Consider the following 16,372-nt stretch of genomic DNA (forward strand, 5'->3'; position numbering starts at 1 on the left):
AATAGTTTACGGCCTCCGGGCGCAAACCATGGTACGGCCCGCTCGCCGGGCCCGCCCACGGGCCTCGGAGGCGGGCGACGGAGCGGGCCAGGGTGGGGGCCGGGTGGGGCTACCGGCGCAGGGTCCAGGTGGATCCGGTGGCCGAGTCCGCAATCTCGATGCCCGCGGCCGCCAGGGTGTCCCGGATCCGGTCCGACTCCGCCCAGTTCTTTTCCGTCCGGGCCCGGGCCCGGTCCGCCAGCCGGGCCGAGACGAGCACGTCCAGGGCGGCGGTCTCGGCGGCCGAGCCGCCGGCGCGGGCCCACCGCTCCTCGAGCGGGTTGATGCCCAGGGCCGAGGTCATGCCGACCGCGGCCGCCAGCGCGTGGAGGGTCCCGGCGTCGTCCCGGTGCGCCAGGGCGGTGTTGCCGGCCCGGACGGTTTCGTGCAGCACGGCGAGAGCGGCGGGGATGTTCAGGTCGTCGTCCATGGCCGCGCCAAAGGCGTCCGGGATCGTGGCGGCCAGCTCCGGGCCGCCGTCGGGGACCACCTGGGCAATGGCGGCATGCAGGAACGTTTCAATGCGTTCGACGGCGGCCGCGGCCTCCGTCAGGGAGGTGGGCCGGTAGTCCAGGACGGAGCGGTAGTGGGCCTGGCCCAGGTAGTAGCGGACCACGAGCGGGCGGGCCAGTTCCAGCATGTGGGCGGGGTTGATGGTGTTGCCGATGGACTTGGACATTTTTTCACCCTCGTAGGTGACCATGCCGTTGTGCATCCAAAAGTTCGCGAAGCCGTGGCCGGCGGCCTGCGACTGCGCCATCTCGTTCTCATGGTGCGGAAAGCGCAGGTCCAGGCCGCCGCCGTGGATGTCAAAGTCGGTGCCAAGGTACTTGGTGACCATGGCCGAGCACTCCAGGTGCCAGCCGGGGCGGCCGGCGCCCCAGGGGGAGGCCCAGCTGGCCGTCTCCGGTTCGCCGTCCTTGTGCCCCTTCCACAGGGCAAAGTCGCGGGGGTCCTTCTTGCCGCGCGGATCGGCGTCCGGGGCGGCCTGCATGTCGTCGATGTTTTGCCGGGTCAGGGAACCGTACTTGGCCCAGGAGCGCACGTCGAAGTAGACGTCGCTGGAGTCATCCAGGGCCGGGTAGGCGTGGCCGCGCTCGATGAGCTCGGCGATGAGCGCGTGCATCTCCGGGATGTGGCCGGTGGCGCGGGGCTCATAGGTGGGCTTGAGGATGCCCAGGGCGTCGTAGGCGTCCTCGAAGGCCTGCTCAAAGCGGTACGCCAAAGCCCACCACGGCTCGTTGTTTTCGGCGGCCTTGAGCAGGATCTTGTCGTCGATGTCCGTCACATTGCGCACCACGGTGACCGCCAGCCCGCGGGCCGTCAGCCACCGGGTCAGCTGGTCGAACGCGAGGGCGGAGCGGACATGGCCGATGTGCGGTTCGCCCTGCACGGTGGCGCCGCAGTAGTACAACGACGCCGTCCCGTCCCGGAGCGGGACAAAGTCGCGGACGGCGGCGGTGGCGGAATCATAAAATCGCAGGGTCACGGCTCTAGATTATCCTCTCGGGCGGTGGGCCGGCGGACGGTTTGCACCACCAGGGCGGTGGCCACGGCGGCAATGCCGTCCCCGCGCCCGGGGAAGCCGAGGTGGTCGGAGGTGGTGGCGCTGACGGATACGGAGGCCCCGGCCGCCCGGGTCAGGGCCGCCTCCGCCTCCCGGCGGCGGGGGGCGAATGTGGGCCGGTTGCCCACGAACTGGACCGCGATGTTGCCAATCTCAAACCCGGCGTCGCGCACGATCCGGGCGGCCGCGGCCAGCAGCGTCACCCCGCTGGCGCCTTTGTATTCTGGCCGGTCGGTGCCAAAGTGCGTGCCGAGATCGCCCACGCCCGCGGCGGAAAATAGGGCGTCGGCGGCCGCATGCGCCACGGCGTCGCCGTCGGAATGGCCGGTGAGCCCGCGCTCTCCCTCCCAGAACAGCCCGGCCAGCCACAACGGCGCGGGCGGCTCGCCCGGGGCGCCGTCGGGGGCGAAGGCGTGGATGTCGACGCCGATCCCGGTCCGGGGCAGGGCGGGCTCCTGCGCCCCGCTCATCCCTCGACCCAGCGCGGGCGCAGCGGGCCCGCCAGCATGGCCTCGGCCAGCAGCAGGTCGGTGGGAGTGGTGATCTTCAGGCTGTGCGTGGACCCCTGGACGACGTACACGTCCTCACCGATGGCCTCCACCAGCATGGCGTCGTCGGTGATCTCGGCGGCAGCCGCGGCGTCCAGCGTTGCGGCATGGGCATGGGCCTTCCGCAGCGTGGCCAGCTCGAAGCCCTGCGGGGTTTGCACGGCGCGCAGCCGGTTGCGGGCCGGCGTGCCGGAGACCCGTTCGACGCCGGCCCCCGTGTTGGGTAGCCCGGCCGGGACCACGGTCTTGATGGTGTCCACGACGGCCAGGGCCGGGATCACGGCCTTGGCGCCGTCCCGCAGGGCCGCCGTGACCCGGTCAAACACGCCCGACGGCGCCAGCGGCCGGGCGGCGTCGTGGATCAGGACCGTGGTGACGGCGTCGCCGAGCATTTCCAGGGCCGCCCGCACGGACGCCGACCGGTCCGCGCCGCCGTCCACGACGGACCAGGCGAGGCCGGTGTCCTCCCCCACCTCGGCGGCCAGGATCTGGCACAGCTCGCGCAGCTCGTCGTCCCCGGCCGGGACGGCGATCACAATGTGGCCGGCGACGCCGGCCTGGACCACGCCGCGGACGGCGTGGGCCAGCATCGGCTCCCCGCCCAGCGGCACCTTTGCCTTCGGCATGCCGTGGCCCAGGCGCTCCCCGGAGCCGGCCGCGACGATCACGACGGCACATGTGCCATTTTTCGCCTCAATCATGCCCCTAGCGTAGCCCGGGACGCTCCTGAAGCGGGGCGGACGCTCGAGGAGCGGACGCGACGGAACCCCGGCACCGTGGGGTGCCGGGGTTCCGGTCAAGCATTTCTCACGTCGTGAGGGGCGCGGGACGTCCGTTAGGAGGCCAGAACCTCGTCCAGGACCTCGGCTGCCTTGTCCTCGTCCGTCTTTTCCGCCAGTGCCAGCTCGGAAATGAGGATCTGGCGGGCCTTGGCGAGCATTCGCTTTTCGCCGGCCGACAAGCCGCGGTCGTGATCGCGGCGCCACAGGTCGCGAACGACCTCGGCTACCTTGATGACGTCGCCGGACGCCAATTTTTCCAGATTTGCCTTGTATCGGCGGGACCAGTTGGTGGGCTCCTCCGTGAACTCGGCCCGGAGCACTTCGAACACGTGCTCCAGTCCTTCCTTCCCGACAACGTCGCGAACCCCGACCAGGTCCACGTTTTCCGCGGGAACTTCAATCGTCAGATCCCCCTGGGCAACCTTGAGCTTGAGATACATCTTTTCTTCACCCCGGACGGTGCGCATCTTGATCTCTTCGATCTTTGCCGCACCATGGTGTGGGTAAACTACTGTCTCGCCGACCTCAAAAAGCATGTGGATTCTCCCTTTCCAATAGGCCTAGTTTACCACGTTTAACCGGCCTCTCCCTTGAGTTTCCGCAGGTCAGCGCCGCCTCGGGCTACGCTGAGCGCGCAATTGTTCCAGCGAGTGGAGATTTTGCCGCGCCCTTGACTATTGGCCCATTTGGTGCAGTGGCCTCCCGGGCATGTGACGGCGCCCACTCCCGGGCGCCGCAGGTGGAAGCACGTTTTGGGCAAATTTGCGGATATGGTGGTCTGTAGATATTTCTGACCTTTCCCATGAGGAGTTACTGACGTGAGAATCGCTGCCGGCATCCGCGCAACCCATCGTGCACAGCGCCTGAGCCTGATCGCCGCCATCGGCGTGGGCGCCCTGGCGTTCACCGGCTGCAGTGCCATCAACCAGCAAAGCACCACCATGGTCTATTCCGCCTCCGACGGTGTGCGCCTGGACATGGGCCCACTGGAGCTGCGCAACATGCTCATCGTCTCCGAGGGCGCCGACGCGCCCGGTCGCGTCGCCGGGACCCTGTACAACACCTCCAAGACGGACATCACGCTGACCATCAGCGGCGCCCAGGGGTCGCAGACCGACGTGGCCATCAAGTCCCGCTCCCACGTGGTCCTCAACGCCGCCGGGGAAGCGGCGATCCTGGACACGGTGAAGGCCCCGGCCGGCGCCGTCGAAACCATCACGTTGCGCCAATCCGGCGACTCGGAGTCCGCCGAGCTGCGGGTGCCCGTCCTGGACGGCACGCTAGCCGAATACAAGTCCCTCGTGCCGACGGCAACGCCCACCCCGTAGTTCATGGGCCGCAAGGCAAATGGGCCGCAAGGCTGATGGGAAGGGCCGGCAAGCTCCCGTGGAGCTGGCCGGCCCTTCCCCTTGGTCCGCCCGCGGCGGCCGGGCTCAGGGCTCGAACTTGTAGCCCAGGCCGCGGACCGTCACCAGGTGCCGCGGCGCGGCCGGGTCCGGCTCAATCTTGCTGCGGATGCGCTTGACGTGGACGTCGAGGGTCTTGGTGTCGCCCACATAGTCGGCACCCCAGACCCGGTCGATCAGCTGGCCTCGGGTCAGCACCCGCCCGGCGTTGCGCAGCAGCATTTCCAGGAGTTCAAATTCCTTCAACGGGAAGGCGACGCCCTCTCCGTGCACCGTCACCACGTGCCGCTCCACGTCCATCCGCACCGGACCGGCGTGCACCGTGCCGCTGAGCAGCTCCTCCGGCTCGCCCTGCCGGCGCAGCACCGCACGGATGCGGGCAATGAGCTCACGCGAGGAATACGGCTTGGTCACGTAGTCGTCGGCACCCAACTCCAGGCCCACCACCTTGTCGATCTCCGAGTCCTTGGCCGTGAGCATGATGACGGGGACGTTGGAGCGCAGGCGCAGGTGCTTGCACACCTCGGTGCCGCTCATGCCCGGCAGCTGCAGGTCCAGGAGCACCAGGTCGGCGCCGCTGCGCTCAAAGGCCACCAGGGCGTCCAGGCCGTTGTCCGCCACCTCCACCTCGTACCCTTCCCGGCCCAGGAGAAAGGACAGGGGGTCGCTGATGGATTCTTCGTCTTCAACTATCAAGATGCGACTCACGCGCGGTAACTCCTTGGGTTCGGCCTTGGTTCGACGGCGGCGGGCAGATCCGGGCCGCCGTCGTTGGTCACTTCGGTTAGCTTCGGCAGCCGCACGGTGAACGTGGAGCCGGTCCGGGGCGCGGACCACAACGTCACTTCGCCCCCGTGGTTGCCCACAATGTGCTTGACGATGCTCAGGCCCAGCCCGGTCCCGCCGGTGTGGCGCGAGCGGGCCGAATCCACCCGGTAGAAGCGCTCGAACACCCGTTCCTGGTCCTCCGGGCTCATGCCGTCGCCCTGGTCGGAGACGCTGACCGAGACGACGCCGTCGCTCACCTGCAGCCCCACCCCCACCTGGGTGTTTTCCGGGGAATAGCGCACCGCGTTATCGATCAGGTTGCGCAGCGCGGTCACCAGTTGCGAGCGGTCCCCGTACACAGGCGCCGGGATGGCCGGGCCCACCGCCAGGTTGATGTTCTTGCTCAGCGCGGGCAGCCGGGACCGGTCCACGGCCTCGGTGATGACGGCGTTCATGTCCACCTCCGTGCCGGCCTGGCCCAGATCCTTGCTTTGCAGCCGGGAGAGCTCAATGATGTCCTGGACCAGGGCGGCCAGCCGGGCGGATTCGGTGATCATCCGGGAGGCAAAGCGGCGGACGGCCACCTCGTCGTCCGGGGACGCCTCCAGCGCCTCGGCAAGCAGGGAAATGGCGCCCACGGGGGTCTTCAACTCGTGCGAGACGTTGGCCACGAAGTCGTTGCGGACGGCCTCCGTGCGGGCAATTTCGGTGCGGTCATCGGCGAGCAGGAGGATGTATTCCTCGCCCAGCGGGGCCACCCGGACCTGGACCACCATGGTGCCCGGGCCCACGCCCCCGGCGCCGCCCGTGGCCACGGTTCCGGCGCCGGCGCCGGGCTCCCCCGGCGTCGCCGCTCCGGGCAGGGCGCCGCGGGGCAGCACCAGGTCCCGTTCCTCGATGACCCCGTCCCGGCGGACCCGCTGGGCCAAATCCACCAGCTCCTGGTGGACCACCGTGTGCCCCCGAACCAGCCCATAGGCGTAGGCGCCGGGGCTGGCGCGGACCACGCCGTCGACAATGTCCATGACGATGAACGCCTTGCCCACCACCGACAGGACCTCGGCGGAGCCATCCGGCAGCGCCGGTTCGCGGACGTCGATGGTTCGCCGCCGGGCCCGTTCGCTGGCGCTGAAGGCGAGCATGCCAAAGACACCCAACGCCAGGCCCATCAGGCCGGCGACAACTCCCATCAGCAAAGGGTTCACAGCCCAAGCCTATGCGCAGATCGGCCGCGCTCACCTCAATGTTCCCCACTTGGGCCGCCGTTCAACCAACGTTCATCTTCCCGTGCCGTCATGTTCATCCCGGCATGGGATGCTGGGGCAAGAATCGAGCCCTCTGCCGACAGGGGCTGCCCATGAAAGGACACACTGTGCGCAAAGTTTTCCAGGCCGAACTCCACCAGATCGGGGAGGGCCTGCTTGAGATTTCCACCCTGGTGCGCGAGGCCATTGAAAAGTCCACCGCGGCCTTTGCCGCGGCGGACCTGGAATCGGCACAGGAGGTGATTGCCGCCGATGCCCGCATCGACTTCCTCCAAAACGATTTGGACGAACGGGCCATCGACGTGCTTGCACTGCAGGGCCCGGTGGCCAGCGACCTGCGCATGATCGTGGGCTCGCTGCGCATGAGCGCCTCCCTGGAGCGCATGGGGGACCTGGCCCGCCACATCTCCCAGCTGACCCGCCTGCGCTACCCGAACAACGTCATCCCGGCGTCACTGACGGCGACGTTCGCGGAGCTGGCCCGGCTGGACATCCTCATCGCGGAGAAGGTCACCGATCTGCTGGAGAGCCGGGACCTGGAACTGGTCAACGACATCATGGCCGCCAAGGCGGAGATCAGCAAGCTGCACAAGACGGTGTTCCACACCATGGGCTCCCCCGACTGGCGGGAAACCCCGTCCACGACCGTGGATGTCACCCTGGCCAGCCGCTACTTTGAGCGCTTCGGCGACCACGGCGTCTCCGTGGCCCGCAAGGTGTCCTACCTGGTCACCGGCGAATGGCAGCCCGAGGACTTCCTGRCCGGCTACCTCGCGTTTAAGCTACTTCTTGCCCTGGTTGGCGACGGCCAGGATGGAGGCCGCGGCGGCCTCCGGGTCAAGGTATGTGCCCCCGGGGGTGACGGGGGTGAAGTCCTCGTCCAGCTCGTAGACCAGCGGGATGCCCGTGGGGATGTTCAGGGAGGCGATGGCCTCATCGGAGATGCCGTCCAGATGCTTGACCAGGGCGCGCAGCGAGTTGCCGTGGGCCGTGACCAGGACCGTCTTGCCGGCCTTGAGGTCTTCCTTGATGTCCGACTCCCAGTACGGCAGCAGGCGGAGCAGGACGTCCTTGAGGCACTCGGTGCGCGGCATTGCGTCCCCGAGCCCGGCGTACCGGGGGTCGTTGACCTGGGAGAATTCGCTGTCGTCGGGGAGCGCCGGCGGCGGGGTGTCGTAGCTGCGGCGCCACTGCATGAACTGCTCTTCACCGTATTCGGCCAGCGTCTGGGCCTTGTCCTTCCCCTGCAGCGCGCCGTAGTGGCGTTCGTTCAGGCGCCAGTCACGCTTGACGTCGATCCAGCCGCGGTCCGCCCGATCCAGGGCCAGGTTGGCCGTGTTGATGGCACGCTTCAGGCGCGAGGTGTAGAGCACGTCGGGGAGGACGTTGTGCTCCACCAGCAGCTCTCCGCCGCGCACGGCCTCGGTGCGGCCCTGGTCGTTGAGGTCAACGTCCACCCAGCCGGTAAAAAGGTTCTTGGCGTTCCACTCACTATGGCCGTGGCGGAGCAAAATCAGCGTATAAGTCATGGTTTCATCCTACTGGCAGGCACTCTGCGGGCCGGAAACGGGCCGAAATGCTACGCTGCTTCCCCTCTGCGCCAACCTCATGCCACGGGTGCCGCATAGGGGAACACCGCCGGCGTGAGCCTCGCCACGAAAGTTGCGGCCGCGCCGAAGTCAGCAATTACCCTTGACAAGTGGTTCAACGCGCCCAAAGGGTCAAAAAAGTTTCCACCGGCCCTGCACGACGCGACACCGAGTCGCGTGCTGCCGGCCGGCCCCGCAACAAACCCTTTGGCAATGTCACCCGCGGCACCACCAACCCGAACCGCCTGCGCCGGGTGGATCGCTGGCTGGCGGGCCCGGAGGCCTGGCGCCTGGCCACGGAGGCCGCCCCGCTGGTCGTCGACCTCGGCTACGGCGGCTCCCCCGCCACCGCCGTGGAACTGTACCAGCGCATCCACGCCGTGTGCCCGGCCGCGCATGTCACCGGCATCGAAATTGAACCGGCCCGGGTGCAGGGCGCCAAGGCGCTGGAGCACGCCGGACTGGACTTTCGGGTGGGCGGCTTTGAAATCCCGGTCCCGGGCCAGGCCACCATGGTCCGCGCCTTCAACGTGCTGCGCCAGTACGACGAGGCGGATGTGCGGTTGATCTGGGCCATCGTATGTTCCCGGCTCTCGCCCCACGGCCTCTTCGTGGACGGAACCTGTGATGAGATCGGCCGGCGGAGCACCTGGGTGGCCCTGGATCCCGGCGGCCCGCAATCGCTGACCATCTCCCTGCGGTTTGGCGCCTTCGAGCGGCCCTCGGATGTGGCCGAGCGCCTGCCCAAGGCACTCATCCATCACAATGTTCCCGGCGAGAAGATCCACGCGTTCCTGCAGGCCCTGGATCAGCAGTGGCTGGCGAGCGCACCGCTGGCGTCGTTTGGGAACCGCCAGCGCTGGCTGTTGATGTGCCACCGCATGTTCGACGCCGGCTGGCCCATCACGCGCGCGCCGTCCCGCTGGCGCTTGGGAGAATTAACCGTGGCGTGGGCCGCCGTCGACCCGGGCTAGCAGCGGGCAGCTACCAGGAGGAGCCGCGGTTTTGCCGGCCCGTGCCGCGCCCGCGCACTTCCTGCAGCGCCGGGCGGACGTCGGCCAGGTAGACGCCGGCCACGGTGGCCCCGGCCAGGTTGAAGAGCATGCCCATGCCCATGGACGGGACCGACAGGGTCATCACCGGACCCAGCAGGTAGACGAAGCCAAAGAACGCGGAAACACCGGTCAGGCCGCCCCAGAATGCCTTGGTCCGCTTGTAGACGCGCTGAAAATCGGTGGTCGGTGTGCGCAGGCAGTCGCTCAGGGCCCACACTTGCACGCCAAGCGCCACGGCGCCCAGGGCCACCAGGATGAGGAATGTTGCAGCGTTCAAGAGAGTGGTCACCCACCCAGCCTACCGTGGACCGGCCGCAATCAATATGCCGGTTTTGCCGGAATTATCCGGCCGCGGCGACCACGTCCAGCGCCCGCGCCAGATCGTTCCACAGGTCCTCGACGTTTTCGATGCCCACGCTCAGGCGGAGCAGGTTAACGGGGACCGATGCGGGCTCGTTGGCGTGCCGGCGCCGGCGCTCAATCAGCGACTCCACCCCGCCCAGCGACGTGGCCGGGGTCCACAGCCGCAACGCACCGACCAAGGTATTGGCGGCTTCCTCCCCGCCCGCCACCTCGATGCATAGGACGGAGCCGAACCCGAGCATTTGGGCCTTGGCGCGCTGGTGACCGGGATCGGCGTCGAGCCCGGGGAACAAGACGCGATCGACGCCGTCGTGCGTCTCCAGCCGCCGCGCCAGCTCCAGCGCACTCGCCTGCGCCCGCTCCACCCGCAGGGCCAGGGTCCGCAGGCCGCGCAGGGCCAGCCAGGACTCGAACGGGCCGGCGATGGCGCCGTGGATGGAGCGGTAGTGGAGCAGCGTGTGGCGCAGCGCCGGGTCGGAGGTGATCAGCGCGCCCAGGATGACGTCCGAATGCCCGGCCAGGTACTTGGTGACCGAGTGCAGGACGACGTCGCTGCCCAGCTCCAGCGGCTTTTGCACCAGCGGCGTGGAGAAGGTGTTGTCCGTGACGACGACGGCGCCCACGGCCCGGGCGGAGCGGCACAGGACATGGAGGTCGGCCACCTCCAGCATCGGGTTCGTGGGGCTCTCCAGCCACAGCATGTCCGCGGCCTTCTCACCCGAACCGGTCAGGGCCGCGATGACCTCGTCATTGTTCGCGATGTCCACCATGCGCAGGCTGAACAGGCCCTTTGCCGCCTGCTCCTGGGCCATGACCAGGGCCCCCTGGTAGGAATGCCTGGGCATCACCAGGACGCCGCCGGTGGGGATCAGCGACAGCGCCGCCGACACCGCGGCGAGGCCGGAGGCAAAGAGCAGCCCCGGCAGGGTGGCGCCCTCCAGCGCGGACAGGGCCTCCTCCAGCGGGTCCCAGGTGGGGTTGGAGTAGCGACCATAGGCCCGGTCCCCGTCCACCACGACGCCGGTGCCGACGTAGGTTGAGGACAGCACGATCGGCGGGTTGACCGCGGCGTCGTGCTCGCGGGCGGGCCGCCCGGAGGTCACCGCCACGGTTTCCGGGCTGAGCTGATCGGGGTGCGAGGAAGGTTCGAGGGTCATACCCTCCAGATTAGTGCGCCACGTCACGAGCCCGTAATCTCGCGACACGTGCCTGTGGATAAGGACGGGCAAGTGTCCAGCCAGGGCCGGTAGGCTGGTGCTGTGACATTGCCACCTTCCCCGCCTGCGGGCCTGTTCATCGCCTTTGAGGGCGGCGACGGGGCCGGTAAATCCACCCAGGCCGCCCTGCTGACCGCTGCCCTGCGCGCGGACGGCCATGTGGTGCTGCGCACCCGCGAGCCCGGCGGCACGCCCGTCGGTGAAAAACTGCGCTCCCTGGTGCTGGACCACGGCCAGGGCGAGATTGACGCCCGCTGCGAGGCCCTCATCTTTGCCGCCGCCCGCGCCGCCCACACCGCCCAGGTCATCGCCCCCGCCGTGGCGCGCGGGGAGATCGTCATCAGCGACCGCTACATCGACTCCTCGATCGCGTACCAGGGCGCCGGCCGCGGCCTGGGCACCGCCGCGGTGCGCCAACTCAACGAGTGGGCCACCGAGGGACTCTGGCCGGATTTGACCGTGCTCCTGGACGTCACGCCGGAGGACGGGCGCGATCGCCGCACCGCCGCCGACGCGGCCGAGGACCGGCTGGAATCGGAGCCCGACGACTTCCACGCCGATATTCGCCATTCCTTCCTGGAGCTGGCCGCCGCCCACCCGGAGCGGTACCTGGTCCTGGCGGCGCGGCTGCCGATTCCCGAGTTGGCGGCCGCCATCCACGCCCGGGTCCTCGCGCTCCGCGCACGGCTTGGGGCCGGTCGAACATGAGCGTCTGGGTTGATCTGCAGGGGCAGGGCAGTGTGGTGGAGCAGCTGCGGCGCGCCGCCCAATCCGGCAGCCCCACCCATGCCTGGCTGATCACCGGGCCGCCCGGCTCGGGCCGGTCCAACGCGGCGCTGGCGTTTGCGGCCGCCCTGGTGTGCGATCGCCCGAACCCCGCGGAGCGCGGCTGCGGCGCGTGCAAGGCCTGCCACACCACACTGGCCGGAACCCACGCGGACGTCACCTTCATCGCCACGGAAAAAACCACCATCGCCATCGACGAGGCCCGCGAGCTGGTCCGCAAGGCCCACGACAGTCCGTCCTCGGCACGCTGGCGGGTCATGGTCGTCGGCGACGCCGACCGGATGACCGAGCGCACCACCAACGTGCTGCTCAAGGCCATCGAGGAGCCGCCGCCGCGCACCATCTGGATCCTGTGCGCCCCCAGCCCGGCCGACGTCCTGGTCACCATCCGCTCGCGCTGCCGGACCCTGACGCTGCGCCTGCCGCCCGTGGCGGATGTGGCCGCCCTGCTGGTGCGCCGCGACGGCGTGGACCCCGCACTTGCCCTTCAGGCCGCCCGCGCCGCACAGAGCCACATCGGCATTGCCCGCCGCCTGGCCACCGATGCCGGCGCCCGCGAACGCCGCGACGCCATTGTCCGGATCCCGCTGGCCCTGCGGGACGTCACGGCCGCCGTGCTGGCGGCCGGCTCGCTGCTGGACCTGGCCCAGGCCGAGGCCGGCGCCTCCAACGAGGAACGCGACGTGGTGGAAAAGGCCAAGCTCCTGACCTCGCTCGGCGCCCCCGAAACCGGCGCCCTGCCACCGCCCATGCGTGCCCAGGTCCGGGCCCTTGAGGAGGATCAAAAGCGCCGCTCCAAGCGCTCCGTGACCGACCAGCTGGACCGCGCCCTGACGGATCTGCTCTCCTTTTACCGGGATGCGCTGGTGCTTCAGCTGGCCGCGCGCGCCGCGTCCGCCGTCGAGCCCGGAACTCCGGCCGGCGGGGCCGTCGAGCTGGTCAACGAGCCGCTGCGCGAAGCGCTGTACGACTTTTCCGCCCGCACCCGGCCGGAGGTGACGCTGGCCCGGATGGACGCGATCAACACCGTCCGCCGGCGCCTGACCACGACCAACGTTTCCCCGCTGCTGGCCCTTGAGGCCATGGCCGTCAGCCTGCTCTAACTTGTGAAGGATCTTTCGATGCCCGCTGCCCGCACCGTACGACGCCGGCCCCGCCGCCGCCGCGGCCTGCTCACCGCCGCCGCGGCAACGGTGGGAGCCCTGCTGCTCGCCTCGTGTTCCGCCCTGGCGCCCGCCCCGTCCACGACGGTCATGTCGACCGCGGACTCGGCGATCATCGGGCCCGTCGAGGCCGAACTGCACAGCTACTACGCCCAGACCGTCACCTGGACCGCGTGCAACGGCGGCTTCCAGTGCACCAAGGTGGAGGTGCCCATGGACTACGCCAAGCCAATGGGCGCCTCGATCAAGCTGGCCGTCACGCGGCTGCCGGCCAGCGGGAAACGGCTCGGGGCGATGCTGATCAACCCGGGCGGGCCCGGGGCCTCCGGGGTGGATCTGGCCAAGGACGGCGCGAAATCCTACTTTTCGCCCAAGCTCCGGGCCGCGTACGACATTGTGGGGTTTGACCCGCGCGGGGTGCAGCGCTCCGCGCCGGTGAAGTGCCAGACGGACGCCCAGATGGATGCCGAACGGCAGGAATCCTTCAACCTGGCCCTGGATGCGGACCTGCGGCGCGCCGAGGAGCGCACGCGCGAGGACGTCGCCGCCTGCGTGAAGAATTCCGGGCCCGCGCTGGCGCACGTGGACACGGTCAGTTCCGCCCGTGACATGGACATCCTGCGGGCCGTCTCGGGCGATCCCAAGCTCAATTACATGGGGTTCTCCTACGGCACCAAGCTGGGCGCCACCTATGCCGGACTGTTCCCGGGCCGGGTAGGGAAGATGTCCCTCGACGGGGCACTGGATCCGTCCCTGGACATCGACCAGGTGTCGCTGGGGCAGGCCGTGGGCTTTGAAAACGCCTTGCGGGCCTGGGCGGGGGAATGCCTGGGCACCGCGGACTGCCCGGTCACCGGAACCGTGGATGCGGCGATGAAGCAGATCCGGGACCTCAACGCCGTCTACGAGGAAACGCCCCAGCGCGCCAATGAGGGGCGCCTGGTCACCGGGACGGAGTTTACGAACGCCCTGGCCTTCGCCATGTACTCGACGGACCTGTGGGAGCCGCTGACGGGGGCGCTCAAGCGCGCCTTTGCCGGCGACGCCTCGGGAATGCTGATGCTGGCCGACTACTCGGCGGACCGCGATTCCGACGGCAAATACCAGTCGAACACGGCCGCGGCATTTACGGCCGTCAACTGCCTGGACTACCCGATGAACTCGGACATCGCGCACATGCGCGAGGAGGCCGCCACACTGCAACGGGTGTCCCCCACGTTTGGGAAGTTGCTGGCCTATTCGGGGCTGGGCTGCAAGTACTGGCCGTTCCCAGCCTCCGGCAAGCCCGCTCCCATTGCCGCCCCGGGGGCCGGCCCCATCCTGGTCATCGGCACCACCGGGGACCCGGCCACCCCCTATCAGTGGGCAAAGTCGCTGGCCGGCCAGCTGGAATCGGGCGTCCTGGTGACGTGGAAGGGCCAGGGACACACGGCCTACGGGCGGGCAAACAGCTGCTTGACGAACGTGGTGGACAACTACTTTGTGAACGGGAAAGTGCCCGCGGCGGGGACCACCTGCTGACGCTCTCGATTTTGAACATTGAGCGGAGCATATTAGAGTTGTTTCTTGTGTTCGGTGCGTGATTCCGCGAGGAGTTGTGCAAGGAGCACAGGCCTCCATAGCTCAGTTGGTAGAGCGTTTCACTCGTAATGAAAAGGTCAACAGTTCGATTCTGTTTGGAGGCTCCACAACCCCTAGAATCCGCGCATTCTAGGGGTTTTTCTTTGTCCTGAGTAAGTATGCCCGAGGCCCCCGGCATACTTATGCCATACTTACGATTCGCTGTGGTGGTCATAGAGCTGATTCTGGCACACAGGTCGCCGCTGTGGAGCGTTCCTCTCGTCGCCGCACACATATCAGGTACGCTAGACGTACCGATAAACGTCAAGGCAAACCAGATAAGGCGGCCCTATGGCAAAGTCAAGCACTCCTGCAGAAGGCATTGATGCCCTGGGCCCGGCAATCCAGGCACTCGGCGCCGTCTACGCAGACTACATGGACCACGGGCTGCAGACCGCTGAGGACCTGCTCAAAGCTGCCCGAATCGTCGCCGATGCCGCCCGGAGTCTCGACCGCGCCACCACAGCAGCCACGGCGGATCTGCCGACGCCGGCCGTGACCGCTCTCGTCTTGGCCGCCCGAAAACCTCCGAAGGGCGACCCGGCTACTTGGAAGTCCGTGAGCCTATCCATGGGGCAATCCACTGCACAACGGGCACATGACCACTACTCCCCAGGGAAACTGGATCGGCTGCGTCAGACCCAAGAGCGCTCCTACTCCCATCGGCGACCTCAGCCGCCCCGGCAACTACCTGGCATGAGCATGGCCGAAGCCGCCGAAGCTCTGGGGGTCAGCCGTCACACAGTGAAGGCCTGGAGCCAGCCCTCAGACGGAAAGGCGGCCAAGCTGCATGCCTGGCCGGCCACGGACGAGGACGGGAACGTCCTCCAGATAGCCAGGGCAGGAAAGTCCCGGCCGGCTATGCGCATCCACCTGACCGGCCAGACCCTGGCCGAGGCGGCCGCAGAGACGGGCCTGGATCCGGCAGCGGTCGAAGCGCTTGGGGAGCAAGGCAAAATAAGCCGGGCCCCGATGCTTGATGACGAGCACAGGGTGATGACCGACAGTGAAGGTCGGGGCGTGTACTGGTACTGGCCGGACCACATCCAAGTGGGGACCTAACAGCGCACCGAACCGCACCGCACATGACAACACAGCGACCGAACGTTTAAGCTTTGAGTAACGAACATCGGTACGTCTAGAAATGAAAGCAGGCATCATGAAGCGCGTCACTCGTGCCGCAGCCGCCAGTCTCCTAGCCACAGGCCTCATCCTGGGAGGCGGTGCCATAGCATCCGCCGAGGATAGCCCAACGCCGCCGTCCGTGCAGCAGAGCAATGTCGAGCCCACCGATGAGATGCTGACCCAAGAGATCTTGATCGGCCCGCAGGGCGCACCTCTCTCCGAACGGATGGGGCCATCCATGGAATATCTGCCAAAGCTGGGGAACGACGTGGATCCCGCCACTAGGGCGCCCGCCCCGCGCCCAGCGTCAGAGCCGATCAAGGCAGCAGATGGATCCTCCTGGAGAATCGTCAAGCTGCAGCTCAGAGGCACCTACGAGGAGAGCTTCTACTACATCCCGGCGGACGCCGTCACCAGTGCCGCAGAGGCTGGCACTTATGAGGCCGCTGCCGAGCTCGCACGCCAGGCCAAATGGGCGGCACAGAGCGCCCATGACGCGGCATTCCAAGGCACYGGGACGGTCAAGAGCGGTGCCGGCTGGTACGCCAATGAAGACTCCACCAAGGCGCCAATTGCCGTCGCCGACGGACTCGGATTCCAGGCGCAGATGACTGATGCGTACCCCGTAGCCGGTGCGCAGTGGCGCAAGATTTCGATCTACACCGAAGGCGCCCCGCACACGTATTTCGTCCAGGACGCCGACGTCACGAATTACACCCCGAAGGCCACCCCCTCCCCCACGGCCGCCGAAGCGCCCACCGAGGAGGCCACAATGCCCGCCGATGCGACGGCGCCGGTAGCCAAGGCCGACCAGCCGAACAACCTCGGCCTGGCCCTCGGGCTCGGGGCCCTGGTCCTGGTGGCCAGCGGTGGGTACTGGATCTGGGACAAGCGGCGGAAGGCGGTGAAGTCAGCAGCAGCTGAGGAACCAGGACAGGAAAAATAGGCTGCCAACCAAGAAAGCGAGTCGGGGCAACCGGCTCGCTTTTCTTGTGCCCGCGGGCCGCTATTACAGGAATGGACAACACGGAATCGCGTCCCTTAAACTGTATATATACCGTAAATCGGTACGTATAGTG

At 68.1% G+C, this 16,372-nt stretch carries 16 protein-coding genes, 1 tRNA gene and 1 pseudogene; 9 read left to right on the forward strand and 9 right to left on the reverse strand.

What is annotated here, in order from left to right:
• Nucleotides 1–109: 109 nt before the first annotated feature.
• The 4 genes from cysS to AB4Y80_RS06265 form a co-directional block, all read right to left on the reverse strand.
• Complete coding sequence (gene cysS / locus AB4Y80_RS06250) at nucleotides 110–1,528, reverse strand: cysteine--tRNA ligase (RefSeq protein ID WP_442212771.1); 1,419 nt, start codon at nucleotides 1,526–1,528, stop codon at nucleotides 110–112.
• Complete coding sequence (gene ispF / locus AB4Y80_RS06255) at nucleotides 1,525–2,076, reverse strand: 2-C-methyl-D-erythritol 2,4-cyclodiphosphate synthase (RefSeq protein ID WP_442212773.1); 552 nt, start codon at nucleotides 2,074–2,076, stop codon at nucleotides 1,525–1,527. The genes cysS and ispF overlap by 4 nt, the downstream gene beginning before the upstream one ends.
• The gene (gene ispD, locus AB4Y80_RS06260; protein WP_442212775.1) at nucleotides 2,073–2,855 is read right to left on the reverse strand and encodes a 2-C-methyl-D-erythritol 4-phosphate cytidylyltransferase; all 783 of its coding nucleotides are present in this window, start codon (nucleotides 2,853–2,855) and stop codon (nucleotides 2,073–2,075) included. The genes ispF and ispD overlap by 4 nt, the downstream gene beginning before the upstream one ends.
• Before the next feature lie 134 nt (nucleotides 2,856–2,989).
• Nucleotides 2,990–3,472, reverse strand: a complete 483-nt coding sequence (locus AB4Y80_RS06265) for a CarD family transcriptional regulator (protein WP_110499315.1) — start codon at nucleotides 3,470–3,472, stop codon at nucleotides 2,990–2,992.
• A gap of 282 nt (nucleotides 3,473–3,754) precedes the next feature.
• On the opposite strand from AB4Y80_RS06265, the gene AB4Y80_RS06270 reads away from it, so the two are divergent.
• Nucleotides 3,755–4,264, forward strand: a complete 510-nt coding sequence (locus tag AB4Y80_RS06270; protein WP_442212778.1) for a hypothetical protein — start codon at nucleotides 3,755–3,757, stop codon at nucleotides 4,262–4,264.
• 105 nt (nucleotides 4,265–4,369) lie between these two features.
• Here the strand turns inward: AB4Y80_RS06270 and AB4Y80_RS06275 are convergent, their stop codons facing one another.
• Complete coding sequence (locus AB4Y80_RS06275; RefSeq protein WP_442212780.1) at nucleotides 4,370–5,050, reverse strand: response regulator; 681 nt, start codon at nucleotides 5,048–5,050, stop codon at nucleotides 4,370–4,372.
• Entirely contained in the window at nucleotides 5,047–6,306 is a 1,260-nt protein-coding gene (locus AB4Y80_RS06280) for a sensor histidine kinase (protein ID WP_442212913.1), read from the reverse strand. The genes AB4Y80_RS06275 and AB4Y80_RS06280 overlap by 4 nt, the downstream gene beginning before the upstream one ends.
• A gap of 176 nt (nucleotides 6,307–6,482) precedes the next feature.
• On the opposite strand from AB4Y80_RS06280, the pseudogene phoU reads away from it, so the two are divergent.
• Nucleotides 6,483–7,124: pseudogene (gene phoU / locus AB4Y80_RS06285) on the forward strand (phosphate signaling complex protein PhoU); the annotation flags it as partial.
• A 33-nt stretch (nucleotides 7,125–7,157) separates the two neighbouring features.
• Here phoU and AB4Y80_RS06290 read toward each other — a convergent pair.
• Complete coding sequence (locus AB4Y80_RS06290) at nucleotides 7,158–7,904, reverse strand: phosphoglyceromutase (RefSeq protein WP_442212783.1); 747 nt, start codon at nucleotides 7,902–7,904, stop codon at nucleotides 7,158–7,160.
• A gap of 170 nt (nucleotides 7,905–8,074) precedes the next feature.
• Between AB4Y80_RS06290 and AB4Y80_RS06295 the strand changes: the two genes are divergently transcribed.
• Nucleotides 8,075–8,938, forward strand: a complete 864-nt coding sequence (locus AB4Y80_RS06295) for a class I SAM-dependent methyltransferase (protein ID WP_442212785.1) — start codon at nucleotides 8,075–8,077, stop codon at nucleotides 8,936–8,938.
• A 10-nt stretch (nucleotides 8,939–8,948) separates the two neighbouring features.
• On the opposite strand, the gene AB4Y80_RS06300 is transcribed toward AB4Y80_RS06295, so the two are convergent.
• Nucleotides 8,949–9,308 (reverse strand): DUF2516 family protein, encoded by a 360-nt coding sequence (locus tag AB4Y80_RS06300; RefSeq protein ID WP_442212787.1) that lies wholly within the window; start codon nucleotides 9,306–9,308, stop codon nucleotides 8,949–8,951.
• A gap of 52 nt (nucleotides 9,309–9,360) precedes the next feature.
• The gene (locus tag AB4Y80_RS06305) at nucleotides 9,361–10,539 is read right to left on the reverse strand and encodes a trans-sulfuration enzyme family protein (protein ID WP_442212789.1); all 1,179 of its coding nucleotides are present in this window, start codon (nucleotides 10,537–10,539) and stop codon (nucleotides 9,361–9,363) included.
• Nucleotides 10,540–10,641: 102 nt separating this feature from the next.
• On the opposite strand from AB4Y80_RS06305, the gene tmk reads away from it, so the two are divergent.
• From tmk to AB4Y80_RS06335, 6 genes are all read left to right on the forward strand, one after another.
• Complete coding sequence (gene tmk / locus AB4Y80_RS06310; protein ID WP_442212791.1) at nucleotides 10,642–11,307, forward strand: dTMP kinase; 666 nt, start codon at nucleotides 10,642–10,644, stop codon at nucleotides 11,305–11,307.
• Nucleotides 11,304–12,488 carry a DNA polymerase III subunit delta' gene (locus tag AB4Y80_RS06315; RefSeq protein ID WP_442212793.1) on the forward strand — a complete coding sequence of 395 codons (1,185 nt, stop codon included), beginning with the start codon at nucleotides 11,304–11,306 and terminating at the stop codon, nucleotides 12,486–12,488. Before tmk ends, AB4Y80_RS06315 begins: the two co-directional genes overlap by 4 nt.
• Nucleotides 12,489–12,506: 18 nt before the next feature.
• A complete protein-coding gene (locus AB4Y80_RS06320) occupies nucleotides 12,507–14,069 on the forward strand; it encodes an alpha/beta hydrolase (protein WP_442212795.1) in 1,563 nt (520 codons plus the stop codon).
• A 91-nt stretch (nucleotides 14,070–14,160) separates the two neighbouring features.
• Nucleotides 14,161–14,236, forward strand: a tRNA-Thr gene (locus tag AB4Y80_RS06325).
• 223 nt (nucleotides 14,237–14,459) lie between these two features.
• Nucleotides 14,460–15,230 carry a helix-turn-helix domain-containing protein gene (locus AB4Y80_RS06330; RefSeq protein WP_442212797.1) on the forward strand — a complete coding sequence of 257 codons (771 nt, stop codon included), beginning with the start codon at nucleotides 14,460–14,462 and terminating at the stop codon, nucleotides 15,228–15,230.
• A gap of 301 nt (nucleotides 15,231–15,531) precedes the next feature.
• Nucleotides 15,532–16,239 carry a hypothetical protein gene (locus AB4Y80_RS06335; protein ID WP_442212800.1) on the forward strand — a complete coding sequence of 236 codons (708 nt, stop codon included), beginning with the start codon at nucleotides 15,532–15,534 and terminating at the stop codon, nucleotides 16,237–16,239.
• Nucleotides 16,240–16,372 lie beyond the last annotated feature (133 nt).

The organism is Specibacter sp. RAF43, from assembly GCF_052114065.1.
In the GTDB taxonomy this organism is placed as follows: domain Bacteria; phylum Actinomycetota; class Actinomycetes; order Actinomycetales; family Micrococcaceae; genus Specibacter.